Source organism: Streptomyces sp. NPDC012474 (assembly GCF_042955185.1).
In the GTDB taxonomy this organism is placed as follows: Bacteria; Actinomycetota; Actinomycetes; order Streptomycetales; family Streptomycetaceae; genus Streptomyces; species Streptomyces cahuitamycinicus.
This window is the reverse complement of record NZ_JBIBEP010000024.1, coordinates 21,248-34,533: the sequence shown is the minus strand read 5'-3', so window position 1 is coordinate 34,533 and position 13,286 is coordinate 21,248. Positions and strand designations below refer to the sequence as shown.

The following is a 13,286-nucleotide window of genomic DNA, read 5'->3' as shown; positions in this document are numbered from 1 at the left end:
AGGCGGCACGGGTGCATTGTGAAGGAGATTCGGCTTTCCGGGGGCACGGCCTCGCCCGGCCGCGTCGCCTTGACGGGTGGTGTCCCCGGCCATGACGGCCGGCGTCGCACAAGCTCGCCCTCGTGCGGCTGCCGTACTTCGCGTACGGGCGGGAGGCTCACCCGGAGTCGGCGTCCCGGCCGACTAGAAAGCGCTTGTCCGGACATTGGCAGATCGAGTCGGAGGCCGTCAATCCTTCACCCCCGCGGACTCGGTCACGGTTTGGACTCCTCGGGAGACCGCCAGCCGGGCGGCGCCCACGACGGTGCCGAGATCGCCGACCGTGCTGCTGACGACTTCGGTGGGCCAGCTCAGCCGGGCGAGCTCGGCCCGGACACCGTGCAGGAGCTGCGGGTACGCGCCGGTACTGCCCCCCAGCACGACCAGCCCCGGGTCCAGCACCGCGGTCACGGCGGCGGCCAGCCGGCCCACGTCCACGGCATGGCGGTCGACGACGGCGCGGGCGGCCGCGCGGCCCTGTCCGGCGAGGGCGAAGAGCTGCTCGGCGGTGCCGGGGCACGGTCCGTCGGTGTCCGGCCAGGCCTCGGCCGCCCGCCGCAGCAGGGAGCGTGCCCCGATGTACTCCTCCAGGGCCTCGTGGCGGGGCTCGCGGCCGTCGTCCCACGGGTAGGGCAGCCGGGCCAGCTCACCGGCCGCGCCGTTCGCTCCGCTCAGCACCTGGCCGCCGACGACGATGCCGAGACCGATACCGACGCCGATGCGCAGGTAGCCGAAGGTGTTCCGGCCCCGTGCGGCACCTTCGTGCAGCTCGGCGAGGGCGGCGCAGTTGACGTTGTTCTCGAGGTGGACGGGGACGTCCGGCGGCAGCGCGACGGCCACGGCGTCGTAGACGGGACCTGCCTTGGCGGTCGCCGGACGCATTCCGGCGCCCTCCTTGCGCGGCGCGGTGACGTCACCGACGGCGACGACGATGGTCCGCAGCGGGGCGTCGGCGGGCAGTGCGTCGAGCGCCTCGCGCACGACGTCGGCGGCGCCCGCCCGGGAGCCGGTGGCCTCGGCGAGCAGCGAGCCGTCCAGGGCGCAGCCGCGGACCCGGGTGAGGGCGGGGCCGAGGTCGACGGCGAGCACGGCCCCTGCGGCCGGCCCGAGACGGTAGACGGCGGCGTTGCGTCCCGTGCCGCTGGAGGCCGTGCCGGAGTGGGCGGCGAGCCGGACGCCCTCCAGTTCGGCGACGGCGGCGGACACGGTCGGCTTCGACAGGCCCGCGAGACTCGCGAGCTGCGGCCGGGTCGCCCGGCCGGCCCCGGCCAGCACGGCGAACACCGCGCCCGCGCTCTCGGTCAGGCGGGGGGCTCTTGCCACGTCAGGTTCCAACAGATCCCCCACACGGGTAACGGGCCGCGCTCCCGGGTCGATCGTCTCGGATCGTCTCGGGTCGTCTCCACGGGACGCGGCGAAGACATTCCTCTTGACGCACTGTACTTCGTTAGTTAACTTCCTAACGAAGTACACGGTACTCGCCTGCCGTGCTCCGCCAGAAGCCCGTCCCGGGGCTTCCCTAGTCATTCAACTGCCCTTCCGTCAGGCACGGTTCGCCCGCCGTCGCAGCACAGCGCAACGACGAAAGAGATCCCGTGCAGGACTTCGCGCCCCTCGTGGTCGGTATCGACGTGGGCGGCACCAAGACGCACCTTCGCGCGCTCGCGGGCGACGCCCTCGTGGCCGACCACGTCCGTGCGAGCAGCGGCTGGCGGCCGCACGACCCGGTGGCAGCCGCCGCGTGGCTGGCCGCGCTGGCCACCGACGCGCTTCCGGCAGGCGCCCGCCCGTCCGTCGTGGCCGTCGGCGGTCATGCCTGCGAAACCCCACGCCAGTGCGCGCAGATCCGCGCCGCTCTCCAGCTGCACTTCGACGCGCCCGCGCTGGTGGTGGGCGACGCGCAGCTGCTGGTTCCCGCGGCCGGACTGGACAAGGGTGTCGGTCTGGTCGCCGGCACCGGCTCGGTGGCGGTGGGGCGGCTGCCCGACGGCACCGCCGTCCAGGTGGGCGGCTGGGGCGCGGTCCTCGGCGACGAGGGCGGCGGCGCCGGTCTCGTCCGGGAGGCGGCACGGGCCGTGTGGGCGGCCCACGACCGCGGGGAACAGCCCGACGCGCTCGCGCTCGGGCTCATCGCCGCGTTCGACGTGCCCGAAGTCCCCGCGCTCGGCGCGGCTCTGGAGAGGGCCACGGACGTCTCCGCCGAGTGGGGCCGGCACGCTCCCGTCGTCTTCGCGGCGTCGGCCGACGGCTCCGCGCTCGCCCGGACCGTGATCGACGAGGCGGGTTGGGCGCTGGCCGCGCTGGTCACCGGGCTCGCCGCGCGCGGGGTGGCGGTCGACGACGTGGTCGTCGCGGGCGGCACGGTGCTGTCCCAGCCCGAGCTGTTCGACGCGCTCTCCCTCGCCCTGGCCGAGACGCTGCCCACGGCCCGCGCCAGGCCCCTGCGGGTGCCACCGGTCGAGGGTGCGGTGGCACTGGCACGGTCGCTCCTGTGAGCCGGGGTCACGCGTTCACCCACCGGACACGTCCGGGCCGTCGCCCCCTCGTCGACGGGACACCGCTCGGCCTTCGTATCAGGCAGGATCGCACGACTTCACCCGGCCGAACGGCCGCAGAACTGAAGAGAGGCACACCCATGCCGTCATCCGCCGCGCACCACTCCCCCACCCTGAACCGGAGAGGTTTCCTCCGAACCTCCCTGGGCGGCTCGGCCGCGCTGGTCGCCGCGCCGACTCTCGTCGGGTGGCTGGCCGCCGCGGACGCCAAGGCCGCCACCGCTCCCGCCGCGTTCGTCGACGACTACCGGTCGAACGTCGTCGCGAACCAGACCCCGGAGACCAACGCCGTCGTCCGGATCCTGGGCGGCATGGCACAGGTGTGGAAGACCGGCGGCGCCTGGGACACCGGCCGCGTCCTGGACCGCGAGGTGCTGCGGGCCAACATGCGCTACTGCGCCCGGATCACGACGTCCCGCACCGAGGCGCAGGCGAAGGAGGCCTTCCTCTACGACCGCCGGCACCAGAGCTACGCCATGATCGACGGCCTGGGCCCGCTCGCCGGCCTGTACACGTCCGGCGCCAAGGCGGTCACGTCGATCACCACCGCCCCGGACGGCACGCCCCCCGGGAAGATCAGCGACACCCTGCCCGCCGACGCCCCGGCCGGATCCGCGCTCGGCGCGGGCTCCTACGACTCGGAGCTCGGCAAGGTGGCCAAGCTGGTCGACACCGTGCGCGGGCCGTTCGCCTCGGGCAACCCGGCCAAGTTCTCCTTCCAGTACCCGCGTCCGTGGCGGATGAACGAGGACAGCGAGGTCGTCGACACCGGGAAGAAGGACGCCCTCGGCTACCCGGTGTACGACTCGGACGTGGTCGTGGCCCCGCAGCTGCTGCGCCAGCGCTCCGAGGACCCGGAGGAGGACGGCGGTTTCCCGAGCGGCCACACCAACGCCTTCCATCTGGCGGCTCTGGCCTATGCCTACGCGGTGCCCGAGCGTTTCCAGGAGCTGGTGACGCGGGCGTTCGAGCTCAGCCACACCCGGATCATGTCGGGCATGCACTCCACCGTGGACGTCATCGGCGGCCGGGTCATGGCCACCGCCCTGACCGCCGCGGCGCTGGCCGACCCGGCGAACGCGGAGCTCAAGGCGGCGGCCCGCGCCCAGGCCCTCGCCTACTTCACCGAGAAGACCGGCACGACGGCGGACACCCTGTACGACTACGCCCACCCGGGCGCCGGGGACGCCTACGCCGACCGCGAGGCCAACGCGCGCACGGTCGGACACCGGTTGACGTACGTCCTGCCACGCCGGGGCCGCAAGGACCCGCTCACCGTGCCGAAGGGCGCGGAGGTCCTGCTGGAGACGCGGCTTCCGTATCTGACCGCGGCCCAGCGGCGCGAGGTGCTGCGGACGACCGCGCTGCCCTCCGGGTACGTCCTGCTGGACGGTTTCGAGCAGTGGGGCCGGCTGAACCTCTTCGCCGCGGCGGACGGCTACGGCGCGTTCGACCGGGACGTCGCCGTGACGCTGGACGCGGCGGCCGGTGGCTTCCACGCGGACGACACCTGGCGCAACGACATCGAGGGCGACGGCGGTCTGACCAAGCGCGGCTCGGGCACGCTCACCCTGACGGGCCACAACCGCTATCACGGCGGGACCGTCGTCGAGGACGGCGTGCTGGTCGCCGGGGCGCCGAACGCCCTGGGCGAGGGCGACGTCCACGTCACCGGCGGCACGCTGCGCGCGGACAGGGTGCTGCGGGTGCGCGGCTCGTACGTCCAGGACGGGGAGTCGACGCTGGAGCTGCTGCTCCGCAGGAACCACGGCCCCGCCCTCACGGTGAGCCGGCGGATCCTGCTGGGCCGGGGCAGCGTGCTGTCGCTGCGGCTCGACACCGAGCGTCCGCCGGTCGCGGGGACGACCGTTCCCGTCCTGTCCGCCGCGCGGCTGCGCGGCCGGTTCGACCGGGTCGAGCTGGACTCGGAGACGCTGCGGGCCGTGCCCGTCCACACGGCTGACGGTCTGTCGGTGCGACTCGTGCGGCGGTAACGCTTTCTACGGCGGGGGCTGATGCAGAGTGGGCCCATGAGGGACCTCCGGATCGCTCCCGCCGTTCCCCGGCCGGTGTCGCTCCCGCCCCCGGCACCGGTGGCCGGCGCGCACCGGCCCGGCAGACGGTGGCCGGTGCCGCTCCTCGTAGGTGTGCTGCTCGCCCCGATGGCCTTCGCGATGGTCACGACCGCCGTGCGGCAGACCCCGACGATCGACGAACCGGTGTACGTGGGCGCGGCCGCCCAGTACGTGCGCGAGCACCGGCTGCGGCACAACCCCGAGCATCCGCCGCTCGGTAAACTGGTCATCGGCGCGGGGGTCGCTCTCGCGGATCCGCACATCGACCCGGCCTTCGCCGGCGACCAGGGGCGGTCGGGCCGGCACCTGCTGTACGAATCGGGCAACGACCCATGGCGGCTGATGCTCTGGGCCCGCCTTCCGGTGATCGCGCTGACCCTGTCGTTCGGGCTGGTGGTGTTCGCCTTCGCCCGTGAACTGGCAGGGCTCGCAGCGGGGTCGACCGCGCTCGCGCTGTACTGCTTCTCCCCCGACGTCATCGCCCACGGCTCCCTCGCCACGCTCGACGTACCGGCCGCCGGGTTCGTGCTGACATCGGCGTGGCTGGCATGGCGGGCGGGCCGGAGACCGCGGCTGTACGTGCCGCTCGCGGGAGTGGCGCTGGGCGCCGCGCTGGCCACGAAGATGAGCACTCTGCCCGCTGTCCCGGTGCTGACGGCGCTGGCCGCGGTGTCCGTGTGGCGGTCGTCCGGAGGAGGCCGGCGCCGGGCCGTGACGGCGGCCGGTGGTGTGGTCCTGGTCGCGGTCGCCGTCGTGTGGGTCACGTATCTGATGGTCGATCCGCGGCTGCGCTGGGCTCCGGAACAGCATGTGCCGGTGGTGCGCGGGCTGCGGGGGCTGCTGGTGGGGTCGATGCCGTTCCCGGAGGCCTACCGGGACGGGATGCGGGTGCAGTTCGGGCTGGAGAACCGGCCGTGGCAGGGGTTTCTGTTCGGGCGGCTGTACGACGGCTCGCTCTGGTACTACCTGCCGGTCGCGCTGCTGGTGAAGACGCCGTTGGGGACGCTCGTGCTGTGGGCCGCGGGTGCCGCGGCCCTTGTCGCGATCAGGCGGCTGCGGCCTGCCGCGCCCGGTGTGCTGGCCGTTCCCCTGGTGCTGCTGGCGGCTGCCATGCAGGGGGCACGAGATTTCGGGACGCGGTACGCCGTGTTCCTGCCGTTGTTCCTCGCGGTGGCGGCTGGGTGTGTGCTCGCGGCGCGGCGGCGGTGGGTCTCCGCGGGGGTGGCCGTGCTGGTGGCGTTCGCCGCCGTCAGTTCGGTGCGGGCGTATCCCTACTATCTGCCGTACTCCAACGAGGCGTTCGGGGGGCCGGGCAGGACCCGGGAGTGGCTGCACGACTCGAACGTCGACTGGGGGCAGGACCTCGGACGGCTCGCGGACCGGCTCCGTCAGCGGTATCCGGGCGAGCGGGTGTGGCTCGTGTACAAGGGCAGTGGTGTGCCGTCCTTCTACGGCATCGAGTCCTCCGATCCGCGGCGGGTGCCGATCGGTGAGGTGCGCGGACTGCTGGCCGTGTCGGACTCGGCGGCCGCGAAGGCCACGGGGCGGCTGGCCGAACTGATCGGCGACAGCCGCCCCGTGGATGACGTCGGGCACTCGATCACGCTGTACCGCCGCTGAGCGCGGTGGCGCGCGACATCAGTGGGTCGCGTAGAAGAACCCGTCCGCGCTCACGTGCTCCATGACCCGGCCGGCCACCCGGTAACGGCCGTTGGGCACGTCGGGGCACCTCGCCACGTGCACGGCCAGCGGGCCGGCGAATTCGTAACCGCGGCGCTCCGCGTGGCGGCACAGGCTGTCGGTGAGTGCCTGGCCCACATCGGTGCCGGTGCGGGTCAGGTGGTCGTGAACGTCGTCGGGCAGCTCCACGTCGTAGGCGTTGGGGACCATGACGCGACCCTCACGGCACACGACGGCGTTGTCGTCGCACGCACGCCGCAGGGCGTCGAGGACCTCGACGGGTTCCTTGTCGAGGAGCCGCGCCCACAGCGCGTCCCAACGGTTCTCCAGGGTCTGTTCCAGCGCACTCAGCGCGCCCATGCCGTCTCACCTGCCGGAAGCGTCGTCGAATTCGATCGTGGGTGCCGGGGGTGTCCCGCAGGGCACCCCCTAGCGGTCGTCGTAGTCGTCGGGACGCACCTCGGCCTCTTCAAGCGCCTCGCGCATCGTGCGGCCGGTCGCGCCCGGCTGCCCGGAGCGGTGGTCGTCCTGGTGTTCCAGCAGTTCGTCCGTGGTCCCCGTCTTGGGACGGTTCTCCTCAGGGACGGTCATGACGGCGGCTCCTCTCTGGGGTCGTGTGCGGCGGCGGGTTCCCGCCCGGCGTACGGGTAACCCCCGGCCGGGCAGCTCATGCAGTTCGAAGAAGCCCTGGTCACCAAGTGCGTGAGCTATGTTGAACGTCCGTGGGAGACGAAGGAGGCGCACCGGTGCCATCGCCGCAGCAGGCACGCGCACAGGCATCCGCGATCACCTCGGGGAAGGCCGCCCCCGAAGCGGAGGTCTCCCCGTCCGCCCAGCTCAGGGCCCTCTTCGACCGCCCCCGGCTGTCCCCGGGGCAGCGGCGCATCGCGCAGTACCTGATCGAGCACATCACCGAGGCGGCGTTCCTGTCGATCACGGATCTCGCGGACCGGGCCGGTGTCAGCCAGCCGTCGGTGACGCGCTTCGCCTCGGCGGTCGGCTTCAGTGGTTACCCGGCGCTGCGGGAGAAGCTCCAGTCGATCGCGCTGGGCACCCTCGCCGTCGGCCCGGCCGAGGAGTTGCGCGGCAACGAACTGCAGGCGGCGGTCGACGCCGAGATCGAGAACCTGGAGAACCTGCGGCGCGACCTGGCCGACCCGGACGCGGTCATCGACGTCGGCCGCAAGCTCTCCTCGTCCGCTCCCCTGACGGTCCTCGGGCTGCGGATCTCCGTCTCCCTCGCCGAGTACTTCGCCTACGCCGCCCGCCGGATCCATCCGGACGTACGGCTCGTGACGCGAGGCGGCAGCGTCGCCTACGACGCGCTGCTGCAGTCGCGTGAGGCGGGTGGTACGTGGGTACTGGCGTTCTCCTTGCCCCGGCACGCGCAGGAGACCCTGACGGCCGTGCGGGTCGCCCGGGGCGCCGGGCTCAAGGTCGCGCTGATCACCGATCTGGCGCTCGGGCCGCTCGCGGACGAGGCGGACGTCGTCTTCGCCCTCGGGACCGGGTCGCGCCTGGTCTTCGATTCCTACGCGGCCCCGGGCGTGATGTGCTCAGCGCTGTTGCAGGCGATGACGGACGCGGATCCTGAGCGGACGCAGGGGCGGCTGGAGGAGTACGAGCAGCTCGCCGACCAGCACCAGTTCTTCCTCAGGGACTGAGCGGCACGCGGCGGACCACACTCGGGACCATCCCCAACAAAGCGCGCATGAATGTTTTCATGCTCCTTGCAAACCGGATGGCATATATAAATACTGCTCACGGATCGCGACCCGGCAGTTCCGGATCCGTTCCGCACCCGTGAGCCGGGTCCTACCCACTCCGGCGTCCCGGGTGTTCGCGGCGGCCCCGGCCATCCCCTAGGCCGGGGCCGCCCCGACCCGTCGTCCACCCTCACGGCGCCGCACACCCGGAAGCGATGATCATGCACCTGACCACCACGCGCATCAGTCCCGACTGGCCCTGCCAGGTCAAGACCCCCGGGAGCTACGACTGGGAGCGCTCGGCGGCCAAGTGGCTGCGCGAGCTGGTGCCCACGCGCTACGCCGGATACCCCGTGTTCATCCGCCACCCCGTCCTCCTGGCCCGGCATGCCCAGATCCAGGTCCAGAACGAGATCCGGGTCGCCCGCACCGCTCTGCAGACCGCCCGCGCCGACCTGCCGGGACTCGGCCTGCACGAGGGGGTCATCGAGCACACGATCAAGCTGTACGCGGCCGAGGTCATGCAGCTCCAGCACATCGCGCGCAGCGTGCGGGCGGTGACCCAGGCCCTGGTGGAGGCCAACCGCCAGCCGTGAGCCGCCGGCACGACCGGCGCCGGGCATGACCGGCGCCGCGCGTGGCACCCGTGACGCGATGAGCACCACCACAGCCCGGCGCGAGCCGGTGACCACGGTCCTGACCTGGCAGGTGCGCCCCGGCCGGGAGCAGCGGTTCGAGGAGTGGACGCACGGCATCACCCGCTGCGCCAGACAGTTCCCCGGCAACGAGGGCGTCTCCTGGCTGACGCCGGAGGACGGCCACCGCTACCACGCGGTACTGCGCTGGTCCGATCAACACCGGCTCGCCGCCTGGCTGGAGTCCGAGGAACGCGCGCACTGGCACCGGCAGATCGAGCACATCGCCACCGAGGTCAGCAGCGAGCGCCAGTCGACGACCGGGATGGAGACCTGGTTCAGCCTCCCGGGCACCACGGTGCAGGCCCCGCCCCGATGGAAGATGGTCCTCACGACCTTCCTCGGCGCCTACCCCTTCACCCTGCTCGTCCAGTGGCTGGTGACGCCCCACACCACCGGCTGGCCGCTGGCCCTGCGAGCCGCCGTCTTCCCCTTGGTCATGCTGCCCGTGCTGACGTATCTGGTGATGCCACGACTCAGCCGGCTCCTGCGCCTGTGGCTGTATCCGCGCGACGGCCGCTGAACCGACGTCCGGCGAGACCGACGTGACGGATGGGGCGCCAGGGGCGGGCGATCATTCCGTGCACACAAGCCGGTCTTCGAATCGGGCAAGGTGTGCAATGCTCGACGCGTGACGAGCGAGCCCGTGACGCCGGCGCAGCCCGGTGCCGCACCGGACCTGGTCGAACTGGCCAAGATCGTCGCCCGGCAGCGCGCCGAACTGGACCGGCTGCGCGACCGGGCGGCCACGGCTGCTGTCGTGGAACGGGCCAAGGGCGCGGTGATGGCGCTGACCGGGTGCCCCGCCGACGCGGCGGGCGAAGTGCTGCTCCAGCGGGCCAAGGCCGCCCGTCACACCCTGCTGGAAGAGTGCTGGATCACCCTGGGCACCCTCGCGCCCACTCCACCCGCGGGGGCCGGGACGAGCGGGTCCCCCGGTGTCGAGGCTCCCGGCTCCGGGGCAGGGGCCCTGGAGCAGTCGGACGCGCCGGACGACGTCACCGCCGCGCTGGCCCGCCTCGGCCAGGCCCTCGTTCGGGTGATGACGCCGCAGGACCTCGCCCGGTGCCTGCTGGGGCATCTCGGCCCCGACATGGGGGCGGAGGCGGTCCTGATCTACGCCCGCAGGCCCGACGGCGGGCTCGGGCTGATCGGGCACGCCGGCATCGAAGACAAGCTGGCGGCCCAGTGGCGCCAAGTGCCGCCGCTGAGCGGCATGGCGGCGCTGGACGCGCTGCAGGCCGGTGAGCCGCGCTGGCTGGAGGACTTCGCCGCGGACGAGCGGCGGTACCTGCTCATCGGCGACCCTCCCGACCGGTGGCGCTCGCGTGCCTGGCTGCCCGTGCTCGCCGCGGGCTCGGCGGAGGTCTGCCTCGGCGTGCTGCGCGGCCGGGGCGGGGTGTTCACCCCGCGCGACCGCGCCCACCTGCGGGGTGTCACCGGGCTGTGCGCCGGCCGGCTGCGTGCCTTCGACACCCCGCCCGAGCGCGGCGCCGACGCCGCCACGGACGCGGCGCAGGCGTTGTTCGAGGCGCTGCCGGTCGCGGCGATGCTGCTCACGCCGCTGCGAACCGCGACGGGCGAGATCGAGGACTTCCGGGTGGAGGCCGCAACCGCGCAGGTGGGCGACCTGCTGGGCCGGACCGGTGAGGAACCGGCCGGGCGGCGGCTGCTGGAGCTGCGGCCGGCCCTGGCGGCCGAGCCGCTGTGGCGGGGCTGTCTGCAGGTGGTGGCCACCGGGAAGGCGTACGAGGGCCGGCCGTTCGCGCACGAGGAGGTCGTGGCGGGTGTCGCCGAGCTGTTCGTGTACACCACGCGGGTGGCCCCGATGGACGACGCCCTGGTCGTCTCGTGGGTCAGGCACGGCTCCTCCGACCGGCAGGAGCAGCGGCTGGCGGACCTGCAGCGGCTGGGCAATCTCGGCTGGGCGAACTGGAACCTGGACACCCAGGAGGCCTCCTGGTCGACCCAGGTGTTCACTCTCGTCGGCCGGGACCCGGCGCACGGCCCGGTGAGCCTGCTGGAAGTGCCGGAGCTCGCGCTGCCCGAGGACACGCCCGCCCTGACGCGCGCCGTCGGTGAACTGGTCCAGGACGGGCGGGCGTTCGACGTTCCGTTCCGGATCCGGACGAGCGGCGGCATCCGGCATCTGCGACTGGTGGCCGAGGCGGTGGCCGACCGGCACGGGACGCCCGTCGAGGTGCACGGCTTCGTGCAGGACATGACCGCCCGGCGGCGGGCGGAGTTGGCCCTGGTCGAGAGCGAGCGGGCGATCCTGAACCAGCACGACGTGATCCAGGCCGAGCGGACCCTGGCCTCCCGGCTCCAGCACGCGCTGCTGCCCATGTCCAACCGGCCCGTGCACCTGGCCGGACTGCGCGTCGAGGTCGCCTACCTTCCGGCCCAGTCGGGTGTGCACGTCGGCGGTGACTGGTTCAGCGCCATCGAACTGCCCGACGGGGACGCGCTGCTGGTGGTCGGCGATGTCGCCGGGCACGGGGTCGACGCCGTGGCCACGATGGCCCAGCTCCGCTTCACCGCGAAGGGCATGGTCATCACGGGCTCCTCGCTGACCGGCGCGCTCGCCCGGCTGAACACCCTGCTGCTGCACTCACGCGACTCCCACGCGACCGCCACGATGGTGCTGGCCCGCTACGAGCCGCGCCGCCGGCGTCTGGTCTGGGCCCAGGCGGGGCATCCCCCGCCGCTGCTGCTGCGGGACGGCGAGGCGCGGTATCTGCACCGCCCCAGGGGAATGCTGCTGGGGGCGGCCACCACGCCGGTCTACCAGGAGGCGGAGTGCCGTCTCGACCCGGGCGACCGGCTCATCCTGTACACCGACGGCCTGGTCGAGCACCCCCCGGACAGCATCGACCTGGGTCTGGAAGAGCTCGCCGAGGCGGTGGCGGCTCCGCACGGTGACGGGCCGGTGCCGCTGGGGCCGTTGCTCGCGCGGATGCTGCCGGACGAGCGGCGGGACGACGTGTGTGTGGTGGACGTCCGGGTTCCCGGGGTGCAGGACGGGTAGGGGGCACCGCATTTCACGAGTCACCGCGTCACGAGTCACCGCGGTGACGCCAGTACCACCACAGACCCACGAGCAGGGCCAGCAGGAACAGGGTGGGCAGTACCAGGCCGGGGATGCGGGAGCCGTTCATGGCGTGGCCTTCGGTTCGCGGCGGTTCGGGCGCCTCGTGCGTCGCCCCGGCCCAGGATGACGCCGGGTGGCCCCGTCGTTCCGCCGCTTTTCCGAGCCCTTGCCCGGCGTTCGACATGAGGGGAGCGACGTCAGTCGACCGGGTGGCCCGGGTCGATGGTGACGGCGTCGGAAAGCCGCAGCAACGTCCCGTCGTGCGCCTCGTTTCCGCCCCACTCGACCGGGTCGAGGACGAAGCCGATGTGGTCGCCGCCGCCCGCACGGGTCAGGATCCGGCCGACGAACCAGGCCGGCGCGTCCTCCAGGACCAGGGCCCCGCCGTATGCCACCCGCAGCCCGACGTCCTGGAACTTGTCCGTCCGGTCACCGGTGTCCCCGCCGAACAGCTCGGCGAGACCGTACTGTTCGCGGCCGAGCAGGTGCACGGCGAGGACGTCCGCGTTCCGGGCCACCCGGAAGGTGTGGTTGAGCTCGGACAGCCAGACCACGAACCGCACGGGCCGCAGCGAGCACTGCGAGGCGAACCCGACCAGGCATCCAGCCCGTTCACCGCCCGCGGCGGCTGTGACCACGTACATCTCGGGGTTCAGCCGGTCGACGAACTCGTCCATGCCCGCCATGGTCACACATCAGCCCGCCCCCGCCGGAGTGCGGGACTCCAGTGCGGCCCGGGTGTCGTCGCCGTACACGCCGGTCTCGTCGCCGCGGATGCCGTACCAGAGCTGGAAGCGGGCGACCGCCGCGGTGAGGGTGGGGTCGTAGCGGCCGCTGGTGGAGCCGTCCCGGTAGACGTCCGGGATGCGCAGGAGGCGTTGCTGGAGTTCGGTCACCTCGGGGCCGGCGGCTCCCTCGCGCAGCGTCCCGGCGCCGTCGGGGTCCACGGGTGCCGTGGCCTGCGGAGTGGGCGGGGCGGGTGCGGGATCCGGGGTGGAGGCGGCGGACCGGGGCGGACCGGGGGCGGGAGCCGCGGTATCGTCCCCTTGCCCACCGCGGAGCAGGAGCGCGCCGCCGAAGCCGATCACGGCGGCCGCGAGGACGGCCACCGCGACGGCGGCGCGACGCAGTCCGGTTCCCTCGGGTACGGCGTCCGCGCGCCGGCGGCTCTCGCGGGCGACGGGCGGGATTTCCTGCGTCAGAGCCTCGGAACCGGCCGGCGGCCGGCCCGGCAGCGCGACGGACTCGTAGCCGGCGGGCTCCCGGCCGGTGTCCTGCCGGAACTCCCGCATCAGTTCCGCGAGGGCGTCGGTGCGCCGGGGCCGCAGGACGCGGATGGGTTCGAGGGCCGGGCCGTCGTGCGGCGGCCGGGGCTCGGACGGTGTCGACACGCTGTACTCCTTCGTCCGGGCCGGGGGCGCCCGTCTTCGGGGATCGTCCTGCAC

At 73.3% G+C, this 13,286-nt stretch carries 12 protein-coding genes; 7 read left to right on the top strand and 5 right to left on the bottom strand.

The genetic code is table 11. The features are described 5' to 3' along the window. Window positions 1-228: 228 nt before the first annotated feature. Window positions 229-1,362 (bottom strand): ROK family protein, encoded by a 1,134-nt coding sequence (locus ACFY9S_RS36135; RefSeq protein ID WP_391137393.1) that lies wholly within the window; start codon window positions 1,360-1,362, stop codon window positions 229-231. 272 nt (window positions 1,363-1,634) lie between these two features. Here ACFY9S_RS36135 and ACFY9S_RS36130 point away from each other — a divergent pair, with 272 nt between their 5' ends. The 3 genes from ACFY9S_RS36130 (at window position 1,635) to ACFY9S_RS36120 (ending at window position 6,289) form a co-directional block, all read left to right on the top strand. Beyond that, a complete protein-coding gene (locus tag ACFY9S_RS36130; RefSeq protein WP_391137390.1) occupies window positions 1,635-2,534 on the top strand; it encodes a BadF/BadG/BcrA/BcrD ATPase family protein in 900 nt (299 codons plus the stop codon). Window positions 2,535-2,674: 140 nt separating this feature from the next. Next, window positions 2,675-4,588: a phosphatase PAP2 family protein gene (locus tag ACFY9S_RS36125; RefSeq protein WP_391137387.1), complete on the top strand. Its 1,914-nt coding sequence runs from the start codon at window positions 2,675-2,677 to the stop codon at window positions 4,586-4,588. Between the two features lie 36 nt (window positions 4,589-4,624). Then, a complete protein-coding gene (locus ACFY9S_RS36120; RefSeq protein ID WP_391137384.1) occupies window positions 4,625-6,289 on the top strand; it encodes a phospholipid carrier-dependent glycosyltransferase in 1,665 nt (554 codons plus the stop codon). An 18-nt stretch (window positions 6,290-6,307) separates the two neighbouring features. Here ACFY9S_RS36120 and ACFY9S_RS36115 read toward each other — a convergent pair whose 3' ends face one another. After that, complete coding sequence (locus tag ACFY9S_RS36115) at window positions 6,308-6,709, bottom strand: DUF3662 domain-containing protein (RefSeq protein WP_184853407.1); 402 nt, start codon at window positions 6,707-6,709, stop codon at window positions 6,308-6,310. A 69-nt stretch (window positions 6,710-6,778) separates the two neighbouring features. Next, on the bottom strand, window positions 6,779-6,940 hold the full coding sequence (locus ACFY9S_RS36110) for a hypothetical protein (RefSeq protein WP_391137381.1): 162 nt from the start codon (window positions 6,938-6,940) through the stop codon (window positions 6,779-6,781). A 155-nt stretch (window positions 6,941-7,095) separates the two neighbouring features. On the opposite strand from ACFY9S_RS36110, the gene ACFY9S_RS36105 reads away from it, so the two are divergent. From ACFY9S_RS36105 to ACFY9S_RS36090, 4 genes are all read left to right on the top strand, one after another. Then, window positions 7,096-8,013, top strand: a complete 918-nt coding sequence (locus tag ACFY9S_RS36105; RefSeq protein ID WP_391137378.1) for an SIS domain-containing protein — start codon at window positions 7,096-7,098, stop codon at window positions 8,011-8,013. 257 nt (window positions 8,014-8,270) lie between these two features. Further along, complete coding sequence (locus tag ACFY9S_RS36100) at window positions 8,271-8,651, top strand: hypothetical protein (protein WP_174569490.1); 381 nt, start codon at window positions 8,271-8,273, stop codon at window positions 8,649-8,651. A 58-nt stretch (window positions 8,652-8,709) separates the two neighbouring features. Then, window positions 8,710-9,273, top strand: a complete 564-nt coding sequence (locus ACFY9S_RS36095; protein ID WP_391137375.1) for an antibiotic biosynthesis monooxygenase — start codon at window positions 8,710-8,712, stop codon at window positions 9,271-9,273. A gap of 108 nt (window positions 9,274-9,381) precedes the next feature. Next, window positions 9,382-11,778, top strand: a complete 2,397-nt coding sequence (locus ACFY9S_RS36090) for a SpoIIE family protein phosphatase (RefSeq protein WP_391137372.1) — start codon at window positions 9,382-9,384, stop codon at window positions 11,776-11,778. 260 nt (window positions 11,779-12,038) lie between these two features. On the opposite strand, the gene ACFY9S_RS36085 is transcribed toward ACFY9S_RS36090, so the two are convergent. After that, the gene (locus tag ACFY9S_RS36085; RefSeq protein ID WP_391137370.1) at window positions 12,039-12,527 is read right to left on the bottom strand and encodes a flavin reductase; all 489 of its coding nucleotides are present in this window, start codon (window positions 12,525-12,527) and stop codon (window positions 12,039-12,041) included. A gap of 9 nt (window positions 12,528-12,536) precedes the next feature. After that, the gene (locus ACFY9S_RS36080; RefSeq protein WP_391137367.1) at window positions 12,537-13,232 is read right to left on the bottom strand and encodes a peptidoglycan-binding protein; all 696 of its coding nucleotides are present in this window, start codon (window positions 13,230-13,232) and stop codon (window positions 12,537-12,539) included. Window positions 13,233-13,286: the final 54 nt, after the last annotated feature.

Excerpts from the sequence above, each read along its gene's own strand:
- ACFY9S_RS36100 (WP_174569490.1), top strand. The coding sequence starts at position 8,271 with ATGATCATGCACCTGACCACCACGCGCATCAGTCCCGACTGGCCCTGC.
- ACFY9S_RS36120 (WP_391137384.1), top strand. The coding sequence starts at position 4,625 with ATGAGGGACCTCCGGATCGCTCCCGCCGTTCCCCGGCCGGTGTCGCTC.
- ACFY9S_RS36110 (WP_391137381.1), bottom strand. The coding sequence starts at position 6,940 with ATGACCGTCCCTGAGGAGAACCGTCCCAAGACGGGGACCACGGACGAA.
- ACFY9S_RS36095 (WP_391137375.1), top strand. The coding sequence starts at position 8,710 with ATGAGCACCACCACAGCCCGGCGCGAGCCGGTGACCACGGTCCTGACC.
- ACFY9S_RS36085 (WP_391137370.1), bottom strand. The coding sequence starts at position 12,527 with ATGGCGGGCATGGACGAGTTCGTCGACCGGCTGAACCCCGAGATGTAC.
- ACFY9S_RS36115 (WP_184853407.1), bottom strand. The coding sequence starts at position 6,709 with ATGGGCGCGCTGAGTGCGCTGGAACAGACCCTGGAGAACCGTTGGGAC.
- ACFY9S_RS36125 (WP_391137387.1), top strand. The coding sequence starts at position 2,675 with ATGCCGTCATCCGCCGCGCACCACTCCCCCACCCTGAACCGGAGAGGT.